The 22,797-nt window shown below is 70.9% G+C and carries 17 protein-coding genes; 10 read left to right on the top strand and 7 right to left on the bottom strand.

Going from position 1 to position 22,797, the window contains the following annotated elements; genetic code table 11:
- Nucleotides 1-192 precede the first annotated feature (192 nt).
- Genes J2Y42_RS03985 through J2Y42_RS03970 form a run of 4 tightly spaced genes read left to right on the top strand, consistent with a single transcriptional unit; the run spans nucleotide 193 to nucleotide 6,371 of the window.
- A complete protein-coding gene (locus tag J2Y42_RS03985) occupies nucleotides 193-1,197 on the top strand; it encodes an ROK family protein (protein WP_020076289.1) in 1,005 nt (334 codons plus the stop codon).
- Complete coding sequence (locus tag J2Y42_RS03980; RefSeq protein ID WP_309855251.1) at nucleotides 1,190-1,774, top strand: SIS domain-containing protein; 585 nt, start codon at nucleotides 1,190-1,192, stop codon at nucleotides 1,772-1,774. Before J2Y42_RS03985 ends, J2Y42_RS03980 begins: the two co-directional genes overlap by 8 nt.
- On the top strand, nucleotides 1,771-4,521 hold the full coding sequence (locus tag J2Y42_RS03975) for a glycoside hydrolase family 38 C-terminal domain-containing protein (protein ID WP_309855249.1): 2,751 nt from the start codon (nucleotides 1,771-1,773) through the stop codon (nucleotides 4,519-4,521). The genes J2Y42_RS03980 and J2Y42_RS03975 overlap by 4 nt, the downstream gene beginning before the upstream one ends.
- Nucleotides 4,518-6,371 (top strand): hypothetical protein, encoded by a 1,854-nt coding sequence (locus J2Y42_RS03970; RefSeq protein ID WP_309855247.1) that lies wholly within the window; start codon nucleotides 4,518-4,520, stop codon nucleotides 6,369-6,371. The genes J2Y42_RS03975 and J2Y42_RS03970 overlap by 4 nt, the downstream gene beginning before the upstream one ends.
- Before the next feature lie 65 nt (nucleotides 6,372-6,436).
- Here the strand turns inward: J2Y42_RS03970 and J2Y42_RS03965 are convergent, their stop codons facing one another.
- Entirely contained in the window at nucleotides 6,437-6,622 is a 186-nt protein-coding gene (locus tag J2Y42_RS03965; RefSeq protein WP_309855245.1) for a hypothetical protein, read from the bottom strand.
- 88 nt (nucleotides 6,623-6,710) lie between these two features.
- Here J2Y42_RS03965 and J2Y42_RS03960 point away from each other — a divergent pair, with 88 nt between their 5' ends.
- On the top strand, nucleotides 6,711-7,298 hold the full coding sequence (locus J2Y42_RS03960; protein WP_309855244.1) for a CGNR zinc finger domain-containing protein: 588 nt from the start codon (nucleotides 6,711-6,713) through the stop codon (nucleotides 7,296-7,298).
- A 9-nt stretch (nucleotides 7,299-7,307) separates the two neighbouring features.
- On the opposite strand, the gene J2Y42_RS03955 is transcribed toward J2Y42_RS03960, so the two are convergent.
- From J2Y42_RS03955 to J2Y42_RS03940, 4 genes are all read right to left on the bottom strand, one after another.
- A complete protein-coding gene (locus J2Y42_RS03955; protein ID WP_309855243.1) occupies nucleotides 7,308-7,883 on the bottom strand; it encodes a DUF2087 domain-containing protein in 576 nt (191 codons plus the stop codon).
- Between the two features lie 39 nt (nucleotides 7,884-7,922).
- Nucleotides 7,923-9,494, bottom strand: a complete 1,572-nt coding sequence (locus J2Y42_RS03950) for a transporter (protein WP_309855241.1) — start codon at nucleotides 9,492-9,494, stop codon at nucleotides 7,923-7,925.
- Nucleotides 9,476-10,249: an ABC transporter ATP-binding protein gene (locus J2Y42_RS03945; protein ID WP_309855239.1), complete on the bottom strand. Its 774-nt coding sequence runs from the start codon at nucleotides 10,247-10,249 to the stop codon at nucleotides 9,476-9,478. The genes J2Y42_RS03950 and J2Y42_RS03945 overlap by 19 nt, the downstream gene beginning before the upstream one ends.
- A 291-nt stretch (nucleotides 10,250-10,540) precedes the next feature.
- On the bottom strand, nucleotides 10,541-12,826 hold the full coding sequence (locus tag J2Y42_RS03940; protein ID WP_309855237.1) for a hypothetical protein: 2,286 nt from the start codon (nucleotides 12,824-12,826) through the stop codon (nucleotides 10,541-10,543).
- Between the two features lie 260 nt (nucleotides 12,827-13,086).
- On the opposite strand from J2Y42_RS03940, the gene J2Y42_RS03935 reads away from it, so the two are divergent.
- Nucleotides 13,087-14,457 carry an extracellular solute-binding protein gene (locus J2Y42_RS03935; RefSeq protein WP_309855235.1) on the top strand — a complete coding sequence of 457 codons (1,371 nt, stop codon included), beginning with the start codon at nucleotides 13,087-13,089 and terminating at the stop codon, nucleotides 14,455-14,457.
- An 823-nt stretch (nucleotides 14,458-15,280) separates the two neighbouring features.
- Here J2Y42_RS03935 and J2Y42_RS03930 read toward each other — a convergent pair.
- The gene (locus J2Y42_RS03930) at nucleotides 15,281-16,534 is read right to left on the bottom strand and encodes an MFS transporter (RefSeq protein WP_309855233.1); all 1,254 of its coding nucleotides are present in this window, start codon (nucleotides 16,532-16,534) and stop codon (nucleotides 15,281-15,283) included.
- 134 nt (nucleotides 16,535-16,668) lie between these two features.
- Entirely contained in the window at nucleotides 16,669-17,040 is a 372-nt protein-coding gene (locus J2Y42_RS03925) for a hypothetical protein (protein ID WP_396427132.1), read from the bottom strand.
- A gap of 418 nt (nucleotides 17,041-17,458) precedes the next feature.
- Here J2Y42_RS03925 and J2Y42_RS03920 point away from each other — a divergent pair, with 418 nt between their 5' ends.
- From J2Y42_RS03920 to J2Y42_RS03905, 4 genes are all read left to right on the top strand, one after another.
- Nucleotides 17,459-18,493, top strand: a complete 1,035-nt coding sequence (locus J2Y42_RS03920; RefSeq protein WP_018192717.1) for a LacI family DNA-binding transcriptional regulator — start codon at nucleotides 17,459-17,461, stop codon at nucleotides 18,491-18,493.
- 422 nt (nucleotides 18,494-18,915) lie between these two features.
- Complete coding sequence (locus J2Y42_RS03915; RefSeq protein ID WP_309855229.1) at nucleotides 18,916-19,950, top strand: BadF/BadG/BcrA/BcrD ATPase family protein; 1,035 nt, start codon at nucleotides 18,916-18,918, stop codon at nucleotides 19,948-19,950.
- A gap of 39 nt (nucleotides 19,951-19,989) precedes the next feature.
- Nucleotides 19,990-21,249, top strand: coding sequence for a 6-phospho-beta-glucosidase (locus tag J2Y42_RS03910; protein WP_309855227.1), 1,260 nt, complete (start codon nucleotides 19,990-19,992; stop codon nucleotides 21,247-21,249).
- Nucleotides 21,246-22,796: an FAD-dependent oxidoreductase gene (locus J2Y42_RS03905; RefSeq protein ID WP_309855225.1), complete on the top strand. Its 1,551-nt coding sequence runs from the start codon at nucleotides 21,246-21,248 to the stop codon at nucleotides 22,794-22,796. The genes J2Y42_RS03910 and J2Y42_RS03905 overlap by 4 nt, the downstream gene beginning before the upstream one ends.
- Nucleotide 22,797: the final 1 nt, after the last annotated feature.

Raw genomic sequence — 22,797 nt, 5'->3', positions numbered from 1 at the left:
TTGTACGTTAGCGCGACGCAGCGTGGTGCGCAATCCCCGAATCTCGCGAGGTGCTCGGGCTGTGAGTGGCGGCCGCGGACGCGCTCAGCGAACGTGCCGTGTTGACCCGCCTGCCCGCGGCGTCCTAGTATCTGTGGGAACGATCCCACACGATCCACCGACGCTGGCGCGGTCGTGCACCCTCGGAAGGACATGATGGCAAACGGCCTCCGCGCCGTCCTCTCGCTCGACATCGGCGGCACGAAGCTCGCCGTCGGTGTTGTCACGGAAGACGGACGAACCCACGCACTGATCGTCGAACCCACTCGTCGGGAGGAGGGCCCGGGTGCGATCGTTCCCAGGCTGTTCGACATGGGTCATCGCGCGATCGCCGAATCCGGCCTCGAGGTGGAGGCGGTCGGCATCTCCTGCGGCGGTCCGCTCGACGCCAAGGCCGGTGTGCTGACCGGCCCGCTGCACCTCCCCGGTTGGATCGACCTGCCGATCGTCGAGCTCGCCGAGCGCGAGTTCGGCATCCCGGCCGTGCTCGAGAACGACGCGACCGCCGGCGCCCTCGGTGAGTTCCGCTATGGTGCCGCACGCGACGCCGACACCATGGTCTACCTGACGATCTCCACCGGCATCGGCGGCGGCGCAGTCATCGACGGTCGCCTGCACCGCGGAGCGGCCGGCAACGGCGGCGAGTTCGGCCACGTGATGGTCCGCACCGGCGGCCGCCCGTGCCTGTGCGGGCGGCGCGGGTGCCTCGAGGGATACGCTTCCGGCACGTCCATCGCCCAGCGCGCCCGCGAGGCCGTCGCCGAGCGCGGCGCCGGCTCCACGCTCGCCCAGCTGCCCGTCGTTCGGGCGGAGGATGTGGTCGCAGCCGCCGCCGACGGCGACGCCCTCGCCGTCGAGCTTTGGGACGAGACGGTCGACGTGCTCTCCGTCGCCCTCACCGATCTCGTCAACGTCTTCGAGCCCGACCTCGTCGTGCTCGGCGGCGGGGTGACCCGCTCCGGCGACGCCCTGCTCGTGCCCGTGCGCGAGCGCGTCGCTGCTGACGCCATGCCGCCAGCCGCGGCCGCATCCACCGTCGTGCTCGCCGCGCTGGGCGACGTCGTCTGCGTCGTCGGCGCCGGCGCCGTCGCGTTCGACCGCCTCGACCAGCTCGCCGGTGCGGGCGCAGGCGTCCGGAAGGGAGACCACCGTGGCTGAGTGGATGCGACAGCAGCTGGAGGCGCACATCCAGGTCGCCGAGCAGGGCGAGGCACTGCTGCCGGCCCTGCGTGAGGTCGGGAAGCTGCTCTGCGATGCGTTCGCCGAGCGCGGCATCCTGTACACGTTCGGCAACGGCGGAAGCGCGGCGGATGCGCAGCACTTCACCGGTGAGATCATCGGGCACTACAAGCGCGACCGCCGGCCGCTCGGCGCGGTCACGCTCAGCACCGACCCGACGACGATGACCTGCATCGCCAACGACTACTCGTACGACGACGTCTTCTCGCGCCAGGTGCTCGGCCTCGCCCGCCCGGGCGACGTCGTGGCGGCCTTCACGACGAGCGGACGGAGTGCGAACATCGTCTCAGCGCTCGAAGCGGCGAAGTCGGTCGGCGCCACGACGGTGCTGTTCGGCGGAGGCGACGGCGGCCCGGCGAAGCAGTTCGCCGACTACGCGCTGCTGAGCCCGTCCACGACCACCCCGAGGATCCAGGAATTCCACACGTTCATGCTCCACGTGCTCTCCGAGATCGTGGACGCATGGGCCGACGGCGACGAGGAGTACGCACTGTGACCACCCCCGAGCAGGCAGCCGTCGATTCCGGACTTTCTCCGGCCGACACGCCGCGTGTGGGCGGAGAAACTCCGGAACAGATCGCGGTGGATGCGGCGCAGGAGTCGCGCGAGAGCGCATCCGGGAACGAGGTCGCCGGCGAGACGGGCGCACCCGACGCGAACGGCAAAGCCCCCGTCGCGAACGCGCCCGCCGGCACCCAGCCACGCGACCTCCCGCCCGCGAAGCGCCCGACGGCGACCCCGCAGCGCACCCTCCACATGATCGGCAACGCGCACCTCGACCCGGTGTGGCTGTGGCCGTGGCAGGAGGGCTACCAGGAGGCCCGCGCGACCTTCTGGTCGGCCATCCACCGCATGGAGGAGTACCCGGACTTCGTCTTCACCTGCGACCAGATCGTGCTGCTCAGCTGGGTGGAGGAGTCCGACCCCGAGCTGTTCGAGCAGATCAAGCGCCGCGTCGCCGAGGGCCGCTGGGTGAACGTCGGAGGCTGGTGGGTCGAGCCGGACAACAACATGCCGATGGGTGAGAGCTTCGTGCGCCAGGGTCTGTACGGCCAGCGCTACCTCGAGTCTCGCTTCGGGAAGCCCTCGACCGTCGGGATGAACGTGGACCCGTTCGGTCACAACGCGATGCTCCCGCAGATCCTGCGCGGCCAGGGGATGGACTCGTACACGTTCCTGCGGCCTGGCCCGCACGAGTCGGACCTGGCTCCGAGCCTGTTCTGGTGGGAGGCGCCCGACGGCTCGCGCGTGCTGGCCTACCGCATCCCGTTCGAGTACTGCAGTCCGCCCGGGTCGGTCGACGGCCAGACCGAGAAGGCGCTCGCCTCCCTCGACCGCACGGTCGGCTTCGGCGAGAACGCGACCGCGATGGTGTTCTACGGCGTGGGCAACCACGGCGGCGGCCCCACGATCGCGAACATCGAGTCGATCCACCGCTACGACCGCATGGGCTCTTTCGGAAGGATGACGATGTCGTCACCGCGCACGTACTTCGACGAGGTGCTCGGCCGGGGCGAGGCGTTCCTCGACACCCTCCCGGTGCGCCGCGACGACCTGCAGCACCATGCGCCCGGCTGCTATTCGGCGCACTCCGGCATCAAGGCGTGGCAGCGTCGCGCGCAGTTCGGCGTGCTGAATGCCGAGCGCTGGGCGGCGGTGGTCGCCGCGACCGACGGCGTCGACTACCCGCGTGAGCAGCTGGAGACCGCCTGGAAGCAGGTGCTGTTCAACCAGTTCCACGACATCCTGCCCGGTTCGGCGATCGAGCCGTCGTACGACGACGCACGCGATCAGCTCGGCGAGGCTGTCGCGATCTCGAAGCGCATCATCACGCGGGCGCACAACATCATCGCCCGCCAGGTGCAGGTCGACCGGGAAGACGGCACCCAGCCGGTCCTGGTCTTCAACCCGCACCCCTGGCCGGTGTCGGTGGATGTGGACTTCCAGTACGGCGCACAGCGCGCCGGCGTGCACGTGGTCGACGAGAACGGCGAGCCCGTCGTCTTCCAGAACTCGCAGTCCACCGCGACGACGGACGACGTCTCGCGCGGTGCCGTGGTGTTCCGCGCCGACGTCCCGGCTCTCGGCTACCGCCTCTACCGCCTGCGCCCCGGTGCCGGCCCGGGTGCGGCATCCGATGCCCTGACCGTGACGGCCGACACCCTCGAGAACGAGCACGTCCGCATCCGCATCGACCAGGAGACCGGCTGGATCTCGTCCTACCTGGTCAAGGCGACCGGCGTGGATGTGATGGCCGGCGTCGACGGCGCCCAGCACACCCAGATCAACGACGACCCGACCGATACGTGGGGCCACCGGGTCATCTCGTACGCCTGGCCGGGCGCGACGATGGAGCTGAAGCGCATCGTGGTCCGCGAGACCGGCCCGCTGCGGTCGCGCGTCCGGGTCGAGCGGGCGTGGGGCGCATCCACTCTGGTCGAGGAGCTCATCCTCGACCACGACTCGCCCGTGCTGCGGGTCAACGTCACGCTCGACTGGCGCGAGCAGGCGCACCTGCTGAAGCTGCGCTTCCCCACCGTGCTCGACGACCCGACGGCGACCTACGAGATCCCGTTCGGTCACCTGGAGCGCCCGGTCGACGGCGCCGAGGAGCCTGCGCAGTCGTGGGTGGATCTGACCGGCACGATCGACGGCGCCGCCGCCGGTCTCACGGTGATCACGACCGACAAGCACGCCTACGACGTGTCGCCGGGAACCGCCGACAACGGCGAGCAGCCGAGCATCGGCGTGACCGCCGTCCGCAGCCCGGTCTACTCGTGGCACGACCCGCGCCTGCTCGACCCGGAGGGCATCTACTCCTTCCAGGATCAGGGCGTCCAGCGGTTCAGCTACGAGCTGGTGCCGCACGCGGGCGATTGGCGTGACGCCGACCCGATCCGTCGTGCGCTCGTGCTCGGCAACCCGGTGCGGGCGATGCAGGAGTCGTTCCACGACGGCATGCTGCCTCCGGTGAACTCGTTCGCGAGCGACGGCGGCGACGCCGTCATGGTGACCGCGCTGAAGGGCACCGAGGACGAGACGGACGCCCCCGGCGGCGCGGATGTGGTGGTGCGGGCCGTCGAGACGCGCGGCGAGGGCGGGCGCTCGCGCATCGAGCTCCCGCTGCTCGGGCGCACCATCGAGGAGGACTTCGGCCCGTCGCAGTTGCGCACCTTCGTGGTGCCGGCCGACCCGGCCCAGCCGGTCCGCGAGGTCGACCTGATCGAGCGCCCACTGCCGTGAGCGCGCGCCCCGAGGTCCGGGCGACCGTCGTCGGTCCCGCTTCCGCGGCGGCCGAGGTGCAACTGGAGTGGAGCGAGGCCCAGCCCGGCTGGCAGGTTGCGGTGCGCGTGACGTACAGCGGCGCGGAGCCGGCCGACGGGTCGGTGCTGGTGGAGGCTCCGGTGCACGGCGCCGACGATCCGTGGTGGCTGATCCCGGGCGCCTTCTACGGCGAGAACCGGCCGGCCGAGAACACCCGGGCGTTCCCGCGCTTCGAGATCGGGGCGAGCACGCCCGAGCAGCACGCCGCCTTGGTGAGCGACGCCTGGGAGTTCCGTGCCGACCGCGCGGCGACGCCGGCGGTGTTCGCCTGGGCGGGTCCGGATCGCGGAGGGGTCGCGCTCGCCGCGGCCGAGACCTCCCCGCTCGGACTCACCGGGCTCGGGCTCGCGCACGACCCGCAGTGGGGAGACGCGACGGTGAGCCTGCGCTTCCCGTACCGCGAGTACCCGGTCACGTACTACGGCGACGACCGCCCGCGGCCGGCCGACGTGGCGACGCAGCGCTTCGCGCCTGGCGAGACCGTGGAGCTGACGGTGCGCGTGTTCGCGCTGGACGCATCCCGCCACGCCTACGCCCCGATCCTGCGCGCGCTGCACGCCGAAGCGGCTGAGCACACGACCGAGAACCCGTGGGTGGATGTGGCCAGCGCCGCCGACCTCACCGCCGCCGGCCTGCTCGACTGGCACTACGATCCCGACCCCGGCGTGCTGCTGGAGACCGTCGGCTTCGACCGCGAGGTCAGCGGCCGGGACGGGCTCAGCGTCGACCGGCAGGCCATGCACGTCGGCTGGGTCAGCGGCATCCCGTGGGCGTACGCGCTCCTCGCGCACGGGCTGCGGGCCGGCCGGCCGGCCGAGGCGGAAGCGGCGCGTCAGGTCATCGACTTCATCACCGCATCCCTGTCGCCCTCCGGAACCTTCTGGGGCGTCTGGTACCGCGACCACGGCTGGACGCAGAGCTGGACCGAGCTGAAGCGCGGGCTGCACTCGCGCACCCTGGCCGAGGCGACGCTGTTCCTCGTCCGTGCGCAGGCGCTCGACCCGCACGAGCGATGGGAGCACGCCATCCGCTCGAACCTCGATGTCGTCGTCGGCCGTCAGCGCGACGACGGCAACCTCGGCTCCGTCCACCACGCCGAGACCGGAGAGGTGCTGTCGTGGTCGGGCGCGTCGGGCCTGACCTGGATCGCCGCACTGGTGGAGGCCGCCGAACGCGACGAGCGCTATCTGCCCGCGGCGCTCGCGGCCGGGAGGTACTACGAGCAGTTCGTCGACCGCGAGTTCGTCCACGGCGCCCCCGAGGACGTGGACCTCGCGCCGACCTCGGAGGACGGCTACGCCGCCGTCATGGCCTACGTCGCCCTGCACCGCGCGACCGGCGATCGGCACTGGCTCGATGTGGCGCGGCGCGGGGCCGATTGGATGCTGACCTTCCGCTACACGTACGACGTCACGTTCCCGGCGCACACCCTGCTCGGGGCGTACGGCTTCCGCACCCGCGGCGCCGACAACGCATCGCCGTCGAATCAGCACCTGCACGCCTACGGGCTCGTTTGCACGGCCGAGCTGCGCGAGCTGTCGGCAGCTCTCGGCGACCAGCACTATGCGGAACGCGCCGACGAGACGCTGGCGTGCTTCCGCCAGTTCATCGCCCGCGAGGACGGCGACTTCAACGCCTACCGCGGCATGGTCAGCGAGCGGTACTACCAGACGGCGTGCTTCCAGCCGAAGGGGATGCTGCTGACGCTCTCGCACGCCTGGAGCGTCGGCGTGACGCTGCTCGCCTGCGAGCAGACGCTCGCGGCCTGAGCGCCGAGGTGCACGTCGTGGTCGCTATCCCGCCCGAATAAGCGCCACAAGGTGCACCTCGAGGGCTAGCGGTGGAGGCCCCAGAACGCCCACGGTGAGACGTGGTCGATCCACGGGTCTCGAACGGCTCGCGGTCGTCGGCGCCCCACCCGCATCGCCCGGTAGTGGATGCGCATCCACCGCCCGATCCGCTCGGCCGGGATGGCCGGTCGATGTCCGACCGCGATGATCTGCTGTGCTGTCTGATCCACGATAACCTCCTACACCGGCTAAGCGTTAATACCGGTGTCAACACCATGCCCACTGCATAGACACCTGTCAAGAGCGTATGCTGGTGTCATGGGTCGGCAGACGGATCTCGCGTTCGAACGGGAGAACGAAGTCATCCCCGCGCAGCTGCGGCTGGTGCGGGACTTCGTCAACACCGTCGAGTACCAGGAGGACGAGGAGGGCTGGGAGAGCCCGGACGACCTCGCGGCGTGGCTGAAGGGCCGCGGTCTGCTCGCGGAGGGCGTCGCCGCCACCGATGATGACCTGATGCTCGCGAAGACCGTGCGCGAAGGGCTCCGCTCCGTGCTCGCCACGCACGCCGGCCACGACGCCGACCCTGCCGCGCTCCGCGGCCTCGACGACGCGCTCGCCGAGCTGCCGCTCCGGCTGTCCTTCGGCGGTCCGTCGTCGTTCGCGCTGGCACCCGCGACCGATCGCGGCGCCCGCGCCGCTCTGGCCGGAGTGCTGGATGCGGTGCGCGCCTCCCGCGAGGACGGCAGCTGGGCGCGGCTCAAGGTCTGCGATCGGGTCACCTGCCGGTGGGCGTACTACGACTACTCCAAGAACCGCTCCAGCCGGTGGTGCACCATGGCGGGCTGCGGAAACGCGGTCAAGATGCAGAAGGCGCACGCGCGGCGCGCATCCACGGCATCCTGAGCGGTCCGGTCAGGAGTCTGTGGGAGCTTCCGCGCGGGTGTACTCCGACCCCGAGCGCGTGCGCAGCAGGATGCCCGCGTCGACCAGGTAGCGCCGCAACGTCACCGGGTCGTCGCCGAATCGTGCCAGGCGGTCGGTGAGGTCGCGTTCGGTGACGGTCTCGCCGTCGGCGAGCACGCGGTCTCCGATGTGGGCGAGCAGCGCGGAGCGGTCGTCGGCGGCCGCCGGGAAGCGGTCGATCCGGCCGTCCGGGCGCAGGAACCGCTCGACGCCCTCGCGGCGCGGCTGCAGCGACGCCGACGCGGCCAGCAGTTCCCGGAACGCGGTGTCGACCGGCTCGTAGGAGTCGTCGCCCGCGCGGTGCACCAGGCCGACGCCCTCGAGCAGCGCCAGGGCGCGTCGCTGCCTCGCCGGGCTCATCCCGGCGACCGGTCCGCCGTCCGCGATGAGCTGCGCCCACACCGCACGCGCGTCCCGGTTGGCCAGCGCGGCGACCACGGGCCGCCAGTCCACAGGCCGCCAGTCCACGGGCCGCTGCCCGTCGGCCGGCGTTCCATCGGCGCTCGCTCTGTCGTCCTGTGCCACGTCCCCAGCCTGCCGCACGAGTTCGCCGTGTGGGCGTCCTCAGGCGTCCTTCCGCAGCTGCAGCAGCAGCTCCGGCGCCCGGGAGTCCAGCACCCGGCCGCCGACGCGCACGCCGACGACGAGCAGGATCGCGCCGAGCACGATGCCGACGAGGAGGCCGATCCATCCCCAGATCGCTTCGCGGGTCACCAGGGAGACGATGAGCAGCACGATCTCCGGCAGGCACAGCACGGCGATGACGCCCCACGCCGCGAACGTCGGCCCGAGCAGCGAGATGTTGCTGCCCGGCCGCGACCGGAATGGGTTGTCGCCGGGCTCCGGCACCGGGAAGACGAACCGTGCCGAGGTCACCGAGCAGACGGCGGCGCCGCTGAGCAGCATCCCGAGCGACAGCCCGAGCAGGCCGGGTGCGGGCAGCCAGTCGCCCTCGAAGGCCGTGGCGCCGACGGAGATGATGACGACCGCCGGGATCGCGAACGTCAGCAGGGCGGATGCGCGACCCCAGCGGTCGGCGCGACCCGGCACGGCCTTCGACACGTGGAGCGCGAACGCGGTCGAGTCGTACGAGACGTCGGCGATCATCCCGATCCCGAGCGTGAACGCCACCACCGGGCCGGCGGCGAAGAAGTAGCCGGTCGAGTGGTTGATGCTCGAGTAGAACCACATGATCGCCGGGAGCAGCGGGATGATGAGCAGCTGCCGAAGGTATCGCGGGTCGCGGAACCAGTAGGTGAGGCAGCGCGCCGCGATGGCGCCGGCCGGTGTGCCCGGCAGGATGCCGAACAGGCCCGACTTGCCGGGCGCGCGCACGCGCGACGAAGCGCGGGCTGGTGTGACCAGGGAGCGCGCGAGCCCCCACCGCCAGACCGCCCAGAGCACCGCGAACGTCGCGACGGCGATGAGCAGCCGCAGCAGCGCGCCGAGCGGGTCTCCCGCGGCGACGGCGCTGGGCACGGCCCACACCGCGCCGAGGGGCGACCAGCCGAGGCCGGCGGCGACCGCGGGCAGGGCGTCTGCGGACGACCGCAAGCCGCTGGTGATCCCGATGATGATCGGCCCGGCGAGGATGAGCGGGATCAGGATGAGCAGGCCACTGGCCTCGCGGAAGCGGCGGCCCGACGACAGGCCGCTCGCGATGGAGGTGACCGCGCGCGACACGACGATGCAGGTCGCGGCGCCGAGCACGCCCGTGACGAGGGCGATCAGAGCGACACCCGGCGAATGCAGCCAGGGCAGGGCGGTGCCGAGGGACGCGAGCGTCGTCGCGGCCCCGGCCACACCGACCGCGCCGCTCAGCAGCATCCCGATCATCAGCGGCCGCAGCGCGATCGGGTAGACCGCGAGATGGCCCGGGTCGAGCGTCTGCTCGACGCCGGAGAGCAGCAGCGGCAGCACCGCCCAGCCGAGCACGGCCGCTGAGCCCGCGAGCACCACGGCGGTGGTCGCGACCTCCGCGGGCGCGAACGAGAGGCCGACGAGCGCGCCGAGGACGACGAGGAGGCCGACGGCGCCGTAGATCGCGCCGATGATCACGGCGACCAGCTGCCCGGTGCTGCGGCGGAACGAGTTCTTGAGGACGAGCAGGCGCAGCCTTACGAGTGTCGCAACCACTCCGGCCCCTCCCCGACACGGCGTCCGCCGACGAGCTCGACGAAACGGTCCTCGAGCGTCGAACCCGCACGCACGTCGTCGACCGAGCCCGCGGCGACCACGCGCCCGGCCGTGATGACGGCGACGTGGTCGCACATCCGCTCCACCAGATCCATCACGTGCGACGAGACCACCACGGTCCCTCCGCCGTCGACATACGTGCGGAGGATGTCGCGGATGTTCGCCGCCGAGACCGGGTCGACCGACTCGAACGGCTCGTCCAGCACGAGAACGCGCGGAGCGTGCACCATCGCGGCGGCGAGGGCGATCTTCTTCGTCATGCCCGCGGAGTAGTCGACGACGAGCGTGCCGCCCGCCGACTCCAGGTCGAGCAGCTGCAGCAGGTCGTGAGTGCGCTGCTGGGCGGTGGGGCGGTCCATCCCGCTCAGGAGTCCCGCGTACTCGACGAGCTGCTGCCCGGTCAGGCGGTCGAACAGCCGGACGCCGTCCGACAGGACGCCGACCATCGCCTTCGCCGCGAGCGGGTTCTTCCACATGTCGACGCCGTGGATGAGCACCTCGCCGGCATCCGGACGCAGCAGGCCGGTCGCCATGCTGAGCGTCGTCGTCTTGCCCGCGCCGTTCGGTCCGACCAGCCCGTAGAAGCTGCCGGACGGCACATCCAGGTCGATCCCGTCGACCGCGACCTTCTGGCCGAACCGCTTGTGCAGCCCGCGAACCCTGATCGCGAGGTCGTCGTCCTCCGCCACGCGCACCCCCTCACGTCGTCCGTGCCGCCCGCACGTCGGACAGCCCGTGCGACCACCCTATCGGCGGGGCCCGACGCCATGTCCAGGAGTACGGACGATCCGACACGGCCGCTTCGGCGAGGCCGGACAGGACGCGGCATGCCGTGCACGCCTCGGGTTCGCGTCGGCATGCCGCGCCTGTTCTCCGGCGGGGGAGGGAACGCCCGCCAGGGAGTCCTCCGGAGGCGAGGACGCGACCGGATGGCGGATCCGCCCGGTTGGCAGGCCGTTCCCAGGTTCGGGTCGAGGATGCGGCGGTCAGCTCCCCAGCGGACCGGCATACGAGCGCGCCTGCAGCGGCAGGGCGAGGTCGGCGCCGAATGCGGCGACCTCCGCGCGCAGGTCGACAGCGTCCGATCCCTCCGCCGCCTCCGCCGGGCGGAATCGGTAATGCAGCGTCCCGGTGAACTCCTGCCGCGCCTGGAAGTTGGTGAAGTGCAGATTGTTCATGACCCAGCTGTTGATGTGCCCCACCGGCGCATCGAGCGTGCGCGCCCACTTTCCGGTGTGGAAGCCGCCCAGCTGGACGAGCGGCGCATCCACCGTGCCCCACAGCATCGCCGATCCGCCGTCGGCGCTGCGAACGCCGACGGCGTGCTGCACGGAGTACCAGTCCTTCGACGTGTCCGGCAGCTGTTCGGTCTCGGCGGCGAAGACGGCGCCCGCGGTCTCCAGCAGGAACTCCGGGCGGTCCACCGCGAACGGGAAGGCGACGAACAGGCTCTCCGGCCCGAAGTGCTCGGGCTTCGCGAGGTGCACGGCGAGGTCGATGTCGTCCAGGTCGCGGTAGAGGGTGAGCGTGTGCGTGGCAGTGAGGCTCCCGGGGAGGTCGCTCGACCATCGGATGCGCGCGTAGGCGTCGGTCTCGATCGTCTCCGGCGACGAGGTGGATGCGGCGTGCGAGCGCTCAAACTCGGGGCCGGGGAAGCCGGGGTTGAAGTTCTTCGGGTTGTCGAAGACGGCGTGCGAGCGACCGGCCGTGGTGACCGTCTCGGCGACGACGGCCCCTAGACCGTGCGGTGCCTGCGCATCCACCAGCTCCCGGCCGGTCCGGAGGTCCACGAGCGAGACGACGCCGCCGCGCCCCGGGTCGACGGTCGCCCGGAAACGACCCGTCTCGACGGTCGTTCCGCTCGTGGCCGCGGGCTCCTCGGCGGGCGCGGGCAGCACCACGACGGACGACGCGTGCACGTCCGCGACCAGCGTCACCCGGCGGGACCCTCCGACCTCCGCCTCGACGGCCTCCCGGCGCCGGCGGTCGGTGAGGTTGGCGACCAGCACGCCGTCCGCAGGCTCTGCCTCGCGGCCGGACGCCGCGAGGCGGTACAGCGACTCGACGTTCAGGTCGCGGGCGAGATCCCAGGCCCCGTAGGCGAAGCCGGCCTTCGCGTTCCAGTGCGAATGGCTGAAATGCGAGTGCGGTTTGGAGTAGGTCTCCCACGAGCCCCAGGTGTGTTCGCCGAAGAGCAGGAGCTCCTCATCCACCCGCTCGAACGTCGCCGCGAGCTCGGCGTCGTCGCGCACGCGAACCGGACCACGCCGGTAGCCCAGGACCGTGGCGAGCGCCGGCTCGCCCTCCCCGCGCTCCCGGGCGAGGTCGAGGGCCGCGCGTGCAGAGAGCGCGAACCGCCGCGCCTCGCGGTAGACGGCGACCTCACGTGCGGTGGAGCCGTGGCCGTGCGACCACCAGTCCGCCCACTCCCCACGGAGCACGGGCAGGTCGGCGGGCGCCTGCGCGGCCAGTGCATCCATCGCCGTATCGATCGTCGCGGTCTCCATCGGCATGTCGGGGTGCCGCTCGTTCCAGTGCCGCACCACGCCGGTGAACAGCGCCGTCGGCCAGCGGTTGTCGTTGCCCGCGTGCACCACCGCGGTGTCGAACGGGTAGTCGTCGCGCGCGTCGAGGCGCTCGACGAACTCGAGGATGCGCTGCTCGGCGAGGGCGACATCCCCGTCGACGATGCCCCACTCCTCACCGAAGCCGTAGTGCGTGGAGAGCAGGGTGAGGACACGGCGACCGGACGGCGCCTCCCACCAGAACACGCTCGGCTGCTCCAGGGGTGCGCGGCCGTGGTCGGGGTTGAGCGCCATGACGAGCCGGTCGATGCCGGCGTCCAGCATCGCATCGGCCACGCCCCAGGCGATGCCGTTCACGTCACCATGCTGCTCGGTGCGCACCGGGATGCCGGCGTCGCGGATGCGCTGGAGCGACCGGTAGGCGGCCTCGAACTCGGCGAGGTCGGGCAGCTGCGTCATGTTGAGGTACCCGCCGGTGACCGCGATGGTGCCGTCGGCGGCCAGCTCCCGCAGACGTGCCGTTTCTGCGAGGGTCGCCGTTCGGAGGAATTCGAGCACCGGCCGCGCCACCTCGAAGGTCCAGCGGAAGCGGTCGGGAGCGTCCGGCGCGGCGGCGTCCTGGTCGGCCAGCCGGATCACTTCGCGCACGATCTGCGCGTGCATCCCGTCGATGATGCGGGGGCTGTTGGTGTAGCCGACGTCGTGGTGGGTGTGACCGAGCAGCAGTAAACGGCGGATGCGGGGCATCAGGGCCTTCCTCGCGGTGAATGTGGCATCGTTGCCATACGACCCTAGGGCTTGAGAAGCGCAAGCTTCAAGCGTAAGAAACGATCAAGTAACGAAAACCGGCTCCGAGGACCCGGTCCCCTTGTGAAGAGCGTCACCGCTGCATTAGCGTGCGATGTGGGAAGGTTTCCATACTGTCGCTCAGACCCCGGCAGTAGGGGATCCCGTACCTCTTCGCACGGGCGAGGACGCCCGCTGCGACACCACTGAAGGGAAATCAGATGAACAAGAGGCACACCGCCTTCGCCGCGCTGGCACTCACCGCGTCGGTGGCGCTCCTCGCCGGTTGCAGCTCCAGCGGCGGCAGCTCGTCCGGCGGGGACTTCTCCAAAGACGCCAAAGGCAGCCTGAACGCCTGGGGCTTCGACAACGCCGACGACGTCGGCACCTCCCGAATCGACTACGCCAAGAGCCAGCTCAAAGACGTCACCATCAAGATCGACCAGACGCCGTTCGACGCGCAGAAGTTCACCACCCGCGTCGCCGGCGGAAACGTCCCGGACGTCGTCCAGATGGACCGCAACTTCGTCGCCACCTACGCGGCGCAGGGACTCATCCAGCCGCTCGACCAGTGCTACAAGGTGCACGACGTCGACCCGACGTCCAGCTACTACCCCTCCGTCATCGACGACATCACGTACAAGGGCAAGGTCTACGCGGTCCCGCAGTTCTACCAGCCGCCGGCGATCATCACCAACGAGCGCGTCATGAAGGCGGCCGGCGTGACCGACGCCGAGATCGACACGTCCAAGCCGGACACCCTCGTCGCCGCGATCAAGAAGATGTACAAGTCGTCCGGCGGCAACCCGTCCGTGCTCGGCTTCGACCCGGTCGCGGGCGGCCAGGCCGGTCTGTGGATCCTCGGCTACGGCGGACAGATCATCGGCAGCGACGGCAAGCCGACCCTCGACGACTCGAAGAACGAGAAGGGCCTCGAGGTGCTCAAGCAGATCACCGACGCCCAGGGCGGCTACGCCAAGGTGAAGAGCTTCACCGACTCGTTCGACACCTTCGGTGAGAACAACCAGTACGTGAAGGACCAGGTCGGCGCGCAGGTCAACGCCCAGTGGTACGTCAACGTGCTGACCCCGTTCGTCGACAAGGTCGACATCGGCGCTGTCCCGTTCAAGGGCCCGGACGGCCAGCCGTTCACGGTCGCCTCGGGAACGTCGTTCGTCATCCCGACCGGCGCCAAGAACAAGGACGCCGCGTGCGCCTGGGCGCTGAACCTCACCAACCTGCAGGCGTGGGAGGCTGCGGGCGCTGCCCGTGCCGAGACGCTGAAGAAGACGCCGGGCGCGATCAACACCGGCCTCTTCACGGGTTCGCCGGAGGCCGACAAGACGCTGCGTGAGAAGTACGTGAAGCCGTCCGGCAACGCGGGCTTCGACAAGGCGATCTCGACCTACTACGACGTGGTGGGCAACGGAAAGTCGTTCGGTGCTTCGCCGGCCGGCCAGCAGATCCAGACGGAGCTGCAGAACGCTATCCAGTCGGTGCTCCTCGGCAACAAGTCGCCGAGCGAGGCCCTGAAGGATGCGCAGGCAGCGGCTATGAAGGCCTACGACCAGTCGACCAAGAGCAGCAAGTAACACGCTCGCACAGGGGCGGTCTCCTCGCGGAGGCCGCCCCTTTTGCGTGCCTGCTGCCGCGTCCTCGCGTCGAGGTGCACGTAGTGGCGACCTCCCGCGGCGTGTCGAGCGCACCTACGTGCACTTCGAGGGCTCTTCCCTGTGCGGGAGGCGCGCGCCGGGCTGCGGGTACGTGCTGCAACTCGCCCCGCTTTCGCGCATCCACTCCCGTCTCACACCGGTCCGCCTGGCGTCGAGGTGCACGTAGTTGCGGCTTCCCGCGGCGTGTCGAGCGCACCTACGTGCACTTCGCGGGCGGACAGGTGCGGGATGCGCGCGCTGGGCTGCGGGTACGTGCTGCAACTCGCCCCGCTTTCGCGCATCCACTCCCGTCTCACACCGGTCCGCCTGCGTCGAGGAGCACGTAATTGCGTCCGCCTGCGGGGTGTCGAGCGCAACTACGCGCACTTCGGGGGGCGGACGTGTGCGGGATGCGCCTGCCGCTGCGAGTACGTGCGGTCGTCCCGCTGCCTGCATCCACTCAGCTGTCGCGCCGGTCCGCCTGGCGTCGAGGTGCACGTTGTTGTGGTCGCCTGCGGCGTGTCGAGCGCACCTACGTGCACTTCGCGGGTTCTTCCGTGTGCGGGATGCGCCCGCCGAGCTGTGAGTGCGTGCGGTAACTCGTCCCGCTCCACACATCCACACACGTCTCGCGCCGGTCCGCTTGGCGTCGAGATGCACGTAGTTGCGACCTCCCGCGGCGTGTCGAGCGCACCTACGTGCACTTCGAGGGCGGACAAGTGCGGGATGCGCGCGCCGAGCGCGGAAGCGCGCGCCGGCCGCGCTACGCGTCCGCGGGGGCGGGCAGGTCCGCGACCTCGCGCACGCCGCGCAGCGACGTCCAGAGGATGACGGGGCACGCGAGGAGGAGCATGCCCGCGACGATGAGCGTCCAGCGTGCGCCGATCGCATCGCCCAGCAGGCCGCCGACGATCGCGCCGACCGGGAAGAGGCCCATCACGACGACCTGCATGGTCGCGTTGACCCGCCCGAGGACGCGGTCGGGGCAGATCTGCTGCCGCACGCTCACCTGCGTGATCGCGTAGACGATCTGCCCGAATTCGCCGGCCGCGATGCCGAGCACGATCAGCAGAGTCCACCATCCCGGCTGGGCGAAGGCGCCGAGCAGCGACAGCGGCGCGGTGACCGCGAGCGAGAGCCAGACGATGCGCACCGACCCGACCGCCCGCGACAGGCGCGTGGTGAAGGCTGCGCCGATCATGACCGTGACCGAGCCGACCGCGATGACGATGCCGATCAGCGCGGGGGAGAGGCCGAGCGTCCTGGACAGGAACACGATGTTCACCGCCGACGCGATCGCGAACGAGAAGTTGCTCAGGGCGCTCGCGAGCGCCGTCGATCGCAGCACGCGCGAGCGGAACACGAAGCCGAGACCCTCCGCGATCTCCGTCCGCATCCGGCGACGGTGCTCAGGAGCGGTCGGCTCCTCCTCCCGCGCCCGGATGCCGAGAAGGCACAGCGCGGACACCGCGAACGTGCCCGCCTGAACCAGCACGACCGTCGCCGCGCCGATCAGCGACACCAGCACTCCGCCGAGGGCGGGCCCGGCGACCTGCCCGGAGGCGCGCACGAACTCGAGAGAGGAGTTGCCGGCGAGCACGCGCTCCCGTCCGATCACGGCCGGCAGATAGCTCCGATAGCCGACATCGAAGAACACGCGAGCGACACCGGCCAGCAACGACACGACGAGCAGCTGACCCATCGTGAGCAGTCCGAAAACCGCCGCCAGGGGGATGGTCGCCAGCAGCACCGCGCGCACCAGATCGCTGGCGACGAGGAGCGGCCGCCGACGCATCCGGTCGATCCACGCGCCGGCGGGGAGCCCGAGCACGGCGAACGCCACGGTGGATGCCGCCCCGAGCATCCCCACTTCGAACGGTGTCGCGTCGAGGCTCACCACGGCGAGCAACGGCAGGGCGACACCCGAGACCTGGGCGCCGAGCTGGCTGGTGGTCTGCCCGATGAGCAGCAGACGGAAGTCGCGGGATGCGAACAGAGAGGGGGAAGGAGATGTCACGACGAGGGGCCTTTCGAATCCGGAACAGGTGGTCCTCCCACCCGCCGGCTCGATCCGAGAATCGTCGCTAGGGGGGTTGAACGTTACCGGGCGCGGTGGACGATGTCCAACCGCGCCCGGTGTCCGGGATGAGGTCAGCCCTTGCGGCCCTGTGTCGCCACACCTTCTATGAAGTACCGCTGGCCGAAGCCGAACAGCAGCAGCATGGGCAACAGCGTGTTGCCGAGCGAGAGGCCGACCTTGGGGTCGTTGAACAGCTCCGAGTAGTTGTCGAAGCCGGCCGGCGTCGCGCTGTTGGTCGCCAGGTTGTAGTTGCTGAACGAGATGAAGAGGCTGTACAGCATCGCGCCGAGCGTAAACACGAGGAAGCCGATGATCCACGGGCTGATGAAGAGGTAACCCGCGATCGCCTCGCGCCTGTTGTACTTGGTGCCCCGCTTCTTCTTGGCGGGCTTGTCGTCGCCCGTCCGGGTCTTGCTGCGCGACGTATCGGAGAGGACGGCCATCACCGGCTCCTCTTCCTTGCGCCATCGAGCTCGGTGATCTTCATCGCCACCCTTTCGATCCGTCCCCCGCCTCCGTCGGCGTGGTGTGTGGCATCGTTACCACATAGCAGCGACTATAAGTCTTCCCGAGCGTGCCTGCAACCGGAGCCCAGCCCATTCCCGGGCACGGGCGGCCTCTCGGGATGCGGACCGTCTCGGCTATGTGGGCGGTGCCGGCGGGGGAACTGCCTGTGTGACGCGAACGGTACACCCGGTTGCACCGGTCGTCACCGGGCCCAGCGCCCTCCGCGACGCTTATCGGCGGCCCACTCGCAGGGGCTGTGACGCATCCGTGACGGCACGGCAGCGGGCCGGCGCGGCGGCCATTAGGGTGGATTCGCCGGGCGTCCGGCGCTCCGGCGCCCGTGGAAAGGGTTCGATGATCGAGAACGACGCCGACGGCACGCAGCGGCGCGCGACGCTGAAAGATGTCGCGCTGGCCGCCGGGGTGTCGCAGTCGACGACTTCCCGCGCCCTGAGCGGCGAGGGCTACGTCGCCGCGGGGGTCCGCGAGCGGGTGCTCGCCGCCGCCGAGTCGCTCGGGTACGTCCCGCACGCCATGGCCCGCAGCCTGCGCAAGCAGGACAGCCGCACGATCGGCGTGCTCGTCTCCGACCTGCGCAACGCCTTCTACGCGGATCTCGCCGCGGGCATCGCCGCCCGCGCCCGCCGCGAGGGGTACACGATGATGCTCGTCGACGACCAGGGCTCCACGGAGGCCGAGATGGATGCGGCGCGAGCGTTCGTGGCGACGCGCGTCGCCGGAGTGATCGTCACACCCCTCTCGGGCGACGTCTCCAATTACCTGATGCGCCAGCACATCCCCGTCATCGAGGCCGACCGCCAGTTCTCCGCCGGCCGCTGCGACGCCGTCATCATCGACAACGCGGGCGTGGCGAAGCGGATGACGGACCACCTGATCGACCTCGGTCACCGCCGCATCGCGCTGTTCATCGACGAGACGACGTGGACGACCGGTGGCGAGCGCGCCGCCGGTTACCGCAGCTCGCTGGAGGGGTCGGGGATCCCCGCCGATCCGTCCCTCGTGATCTCCACCGGCTGGGATGCGGACGGCGCCCGCAAGTCGGCGATCGACATCCTGGCCCGCCGCGACCATCCGACCGCGATCTTCGCCGCCAACAACCTGCTGGCCGAGGGCGTCTGGCGTGCCACCAACGATCTCGGGCTGCGCATCCCCGAGGACGTCAGCGTCGTCTCCTTCGACGACTCCGAATGGATGAGCATGGTGAGCCCGGGCATCACGGCCGTGGCTCAGGATGCGGTGTCGCTGGGCGAGACCGCGCTCGACCGCCTGCTGGGGCGCCTGCAGGACCCCGCGGCCGAACCGCAGACCATCGTGCTCGAGGCGCAGGTGCTGCCCCGCGGCTCCACGGCGGCCCCGCGCGCGCTGTAGCGGCGCGGCGACTGCCCTGGCCGCACATTCGCCGCGAATGTACGTTATGCCGCGTCCATAACGCACATTCGGCACGAATCTCTGAAGCGGTGGCTGCTGGTGGGGGCGAATTGGCGCAAATCTCGATCGCGCGGCCTGATGACCGAGATTTGGCGCAAATCTCGGTTTTGGCGGGCCCATAACCGCGATTTGGCGCAAATCTCGATTTGGTCGGGCGCACATTCGGCACGAATGTCCGTTATGCCGGGCCGATAGCGCACATTCGGCACGAATCTCGGCGTCGGTGGCCGGTGCCCGGGGGAGATTTGGCGCAAATCTCGGTTATGGCGGGCCGATAACCGCGATTTGGCGCAAATCTCGCGACGCGGGCGTCAGCGCCGCCCACAGCGGCAGAGTGGAAACGATCCCATATTTGCGGCAGGATGGGCGCGGCGAAAGGATCGACGCTGACGAACACGCATCGCGCACCGCACCCCGGGCTGTCCGTCGCCATCGACGGCGGCAACTCGAAGACGGAGGTCGTCGTGCTGGAGGGCGGCCCGCACGGCCTGACGGAGCGGGCCCGCGGCATCGGCCCCGGCAGTGGCGCCGGACCCCAGGCCGTGGCGTCCGCCGTGGCAGCCGTCCTTCGCGACCTCCACGTCGACCCGTCCGCCGTCACCCGCGTCTCCGCGGCTGTGGCGGGCCTCGACTTCCCCGGCGACGAGCGAGGCCACCGCGCAGCGCTGGCCGAGCTGTTCCCGCGCGCGGCTGTCGAGGTCGTCGGCGACGCGGTCACGGTCCTGGATGCGGGCGCCGGACTCGGCCACGCGCTCGCCGTCGTCTGCGGCGCGGGCCTGAACGCCGTCGCCCGCGGACCGCACGGGCTCGCGACGGTCCCCGCGCTCGGCTGGCCGAGCGGCGACTGGGGCGGCGGCGACGAACTTGGCCGTGACGCGGTTCGCGCGGCCGCGCGCGCGGAGGACGGGCGCGGGCCGTCCACCTCACTGCTGCCGCTGGTCCTCACCGAGACGGGGGCCGCCGACACCGTCGCCCTGTCCCGGGCGATCCGCGACGGCGACGTCTCGATGCGCCAGGTCGGCTCCCTCGCCACGGTGGTCGCCCGCGCCGCGGCCGAGGGCGACGCGGTCGCATCCGGCATCATCGAGCGGGCGGCGGCGGAGGCGGTGGCGCTGGCAGCCGTCGTCGCGCGAAGAGCCTGGGCAGCCGACCCGGCCTCCACAGGGGATGCGCCCGGGCCGCGTCTCCTCATCCCGCCCGGCACGCCCGCCGTCCTCGCTGGAGGTACGTTCTCCGACCCCGGCTTCCGGGGAGCCGTCACCTCCGGCCTCCGCCGCCTCGGTTTCGACCCGCGGCCGCTGGAGTTCCGCCCGGTCGACGGCCTCGTCCGCGCTCTTCGCGAGGCCCTGGCCCAGACGTCGACCGACGCCCCTGCCGACGCTCCACACAGTCCCTGACATCCCCACGCCCCATTCCGAACCACGAAAGGACCCGCGATGAAGGTCACGGTCATCGGCGCAGGCTCCACCTACACTCCCGAGCTGGTCTCGGGGCTGTGGAACGAGCGCGAGCGCCTCACGGTCGACGAACTCTGGCTGATGGATGTGGACGGCCCGCGCCTGGAGATCGTCGGCGGCATGGTGCGGCGCATGCTCGCCCGTCAGGGAGCCGACGTCCCGGTCACCGTGACGACCGACCGCACGGCCGCCATCGACGGGTCGGATGCGGTGCTCATCCAATTGCGCGTCGGCGGCCAGAGTGCGCGGCTGCAGGACGAGCTGTTCCCCCTCGCCTGCGGCTGCGTCGGCCAGGAGACGACGGGCGCGGGCGGTCTGGCGAAGGCGTTGCGCACCGTCCCGGTCGTGCTCGACATAGCGCGCGAGGCGCGCGAGCGCGCCAACCCGGGCGCGTGGATCGTCGACTTCACGAATCCCGTCGGCATCAACACGCGCGCGCTGCTCGACGACGGCCACCGCGCGATCGGGCTGTGCAACTTCGCGATCGGCGTCCAGCGGTGGATCGCACGTGAGCACGGCGTCGAGCCGCACCGCGTCGAGGTGGACCCGGTCGGCCTCAACCACCTGTCGTGGGTGCGGCACATCCGGGTGGACGGCGTGGATGTGCTGCCCGGCATGATCGCGGAGCGTTCGGACGACCTGGGCCGCCGCGGAGGCGTTCCGGGCGAGCTCATCCGCGACCTCGGCGTGCTCCCCTCCTACTACCTGAAGTACTACTACGCGCATGACGCGACGGTCGCCGAGATGGTCGCGGGAACGCCCCGGGCGACCGTGGTCGCCGACGTGGAGCGCGAGCTCCTCGCCCTGTACGCCGACCCGACGGTCGACACCAAACCACCGCAGCTGGAGGCCCGCGGCGGCGCCTTCTACAGCGAGGCGGCGACGGCGCTGCTCGCGTCGCTGGTGGCCGGCACCGGCGACAACCACGTCGTGAACGTACGCAACAACGGGCTGATCCCCGGCCTGGCGGACGGCGACGTGGTCGAGACCCTGTGCCGAGTGGATGCGTCGGGCGCGACCCCGCTGCCGCAAGAGCCGGTCGCACCGGAACTGCTCGGGCTCATCCAGCACGTCAGCGCGTACGAGCGGCTCGCCGCCCGCGCCGCGGTGACCGGCGACCGTCAGTTGGTGCGGAAGGCGCTGCTGACGCATCCCCTCGTCGGCCAGTGGGATCTGGTGACGGCTCTCGAGAAGGGCATCTTCGAGACGGGCGGCCAGCTTCTGCCGCAGTTCGCATGAGCGCGTTCGAGGTCGCTGTCTACGGGGCGACCTCCGCCGGTGTCGCAGCAGCCGTCGCGGCGGCCGAGGGCGGCGCCCGGACGGTCCTCGTCGAGCCCGGCCGTCATCTCGGCGGCATGACCTCCGGCGGCCTCGGCTACACCGACGTCGGAGACGTCCGCGCTCTCGGCGGCGCGGCCGCACGCCTCCGAGCCGACATCGCCGAGCACTACGGCACCACCCCCGGGCACTACGCCGGGCCGGAACCGCACGTGGCCGAAGGGATCTTCCGGCGGTGGCTGGAGGAGGCCGGCGTCGACGTGGTCTTCGGCGCGCGCCTGACCGACGTCGAGACCGTGCAGGAGGGTCAGGGCCGCGAGCTTCGCTCGTTCACGGTGACCGGAGGCAACCGCATCCAGGCCGGAGTATTCGTGGATGCGAGCTACGAGGGCGACCTGCTCGCGGCAGCGGGCGTGCCGTACCGGGTCGGGCGCGAGGACCGCGGCCTGCACGGCGAGCGGTTCGCGGGCAGGCAGGAGCTCCTTCCCGGCATGCACAACATGCCGCCGTGGGTGTCGCCGTTCGCCGACGATCCGACCGGGCTGACGGCGGGACGCCTCCTGCCGCAGCTCCATGACCGCCCGCTCGCGCGGCTGGGGGAGGGCGACGGCGGCGTGATGTCGTACGGCTTCCGGGTCTGCCTCACCACGGCCGCCGACCGCATCCCGTTCGATCGTCCCGACGGCTACGACGACGAGTACTGGGAGCTGGGGCGCCGCCTCTTCGCCCGCGATCGGAGGGAGGGCGTCGAACGCCCGGCCGGTCGGATGCTGGGGCTCGAACCGAACCTGCCGGGCGGCATGGCGGACGGCAACTCGCTCGGACCGGTGTCGCTGAGCGTTCTGGACGGATCGGCGTGGGAGTACCCCGACGCCTCGCCGGAGCGGCGCGAGGAGATTCGTCGGCACCACGTCGACCACACGCGCGGCTTTCTCCACTTCCTGTCGCACGATCCCGCGGTGCCGTCCGCGATCCGGCGCGAGCTGTCGCGCTGGGGACTCCCGCGCGGCGAGTTCGCCGACACCGGCCACCTTCCGCACCAGCTCTACGTTCGGGAGGCGAGAAGGATGCTCGGCGAGCGCATCCTGACCGAGCACGACCTGCTCGCCGGCAGGATGCCGGAGGACACCGTCGCGCTCGGCTCATACCACATCGACATCCGCGAGGTGCAGCGCGTGTGGCGCTGGGTGTACGAGCATCCTGACCCCATCGGAACCGTCTTCACGGAGGGGTACGTCTCTGTCCCCGTGCCGGTCTACGGCATCCCGTACTCCGCTCTGCTGCCGAAACGCGATGATGCGACGAACCTTCTGGTACCGGTCTGCCTGTCCGCCTCGGCTGTCGCTTTCGCGTCGGTTCGGATGGAGCCGCAGTACATGATGCTCGGTCAGGCCGCAGGCACGGCGGCGGCGCTCGCGGCGAGCGCCGGCACACCGGTGCAGGATGTGCGAATTGCTCTGCTTCAGGACCGGCTGGAGGCCGCCGGACAGGTGATCCGCCTCGCTTAAC

Origin of the sequence: Leifsonia sp. 1010, from assembly GCF_031455295.1 — a bacterium.
Taxonomy (GTDB): domain Bacteria; phylum Actinomycetota; class Actinomycetes; order Actinomycetales; family Microbacteriaceae; genus Leifsonia.
This window is presented reverse-complemented; position numbering and strand designations above follow the sequence as displayed.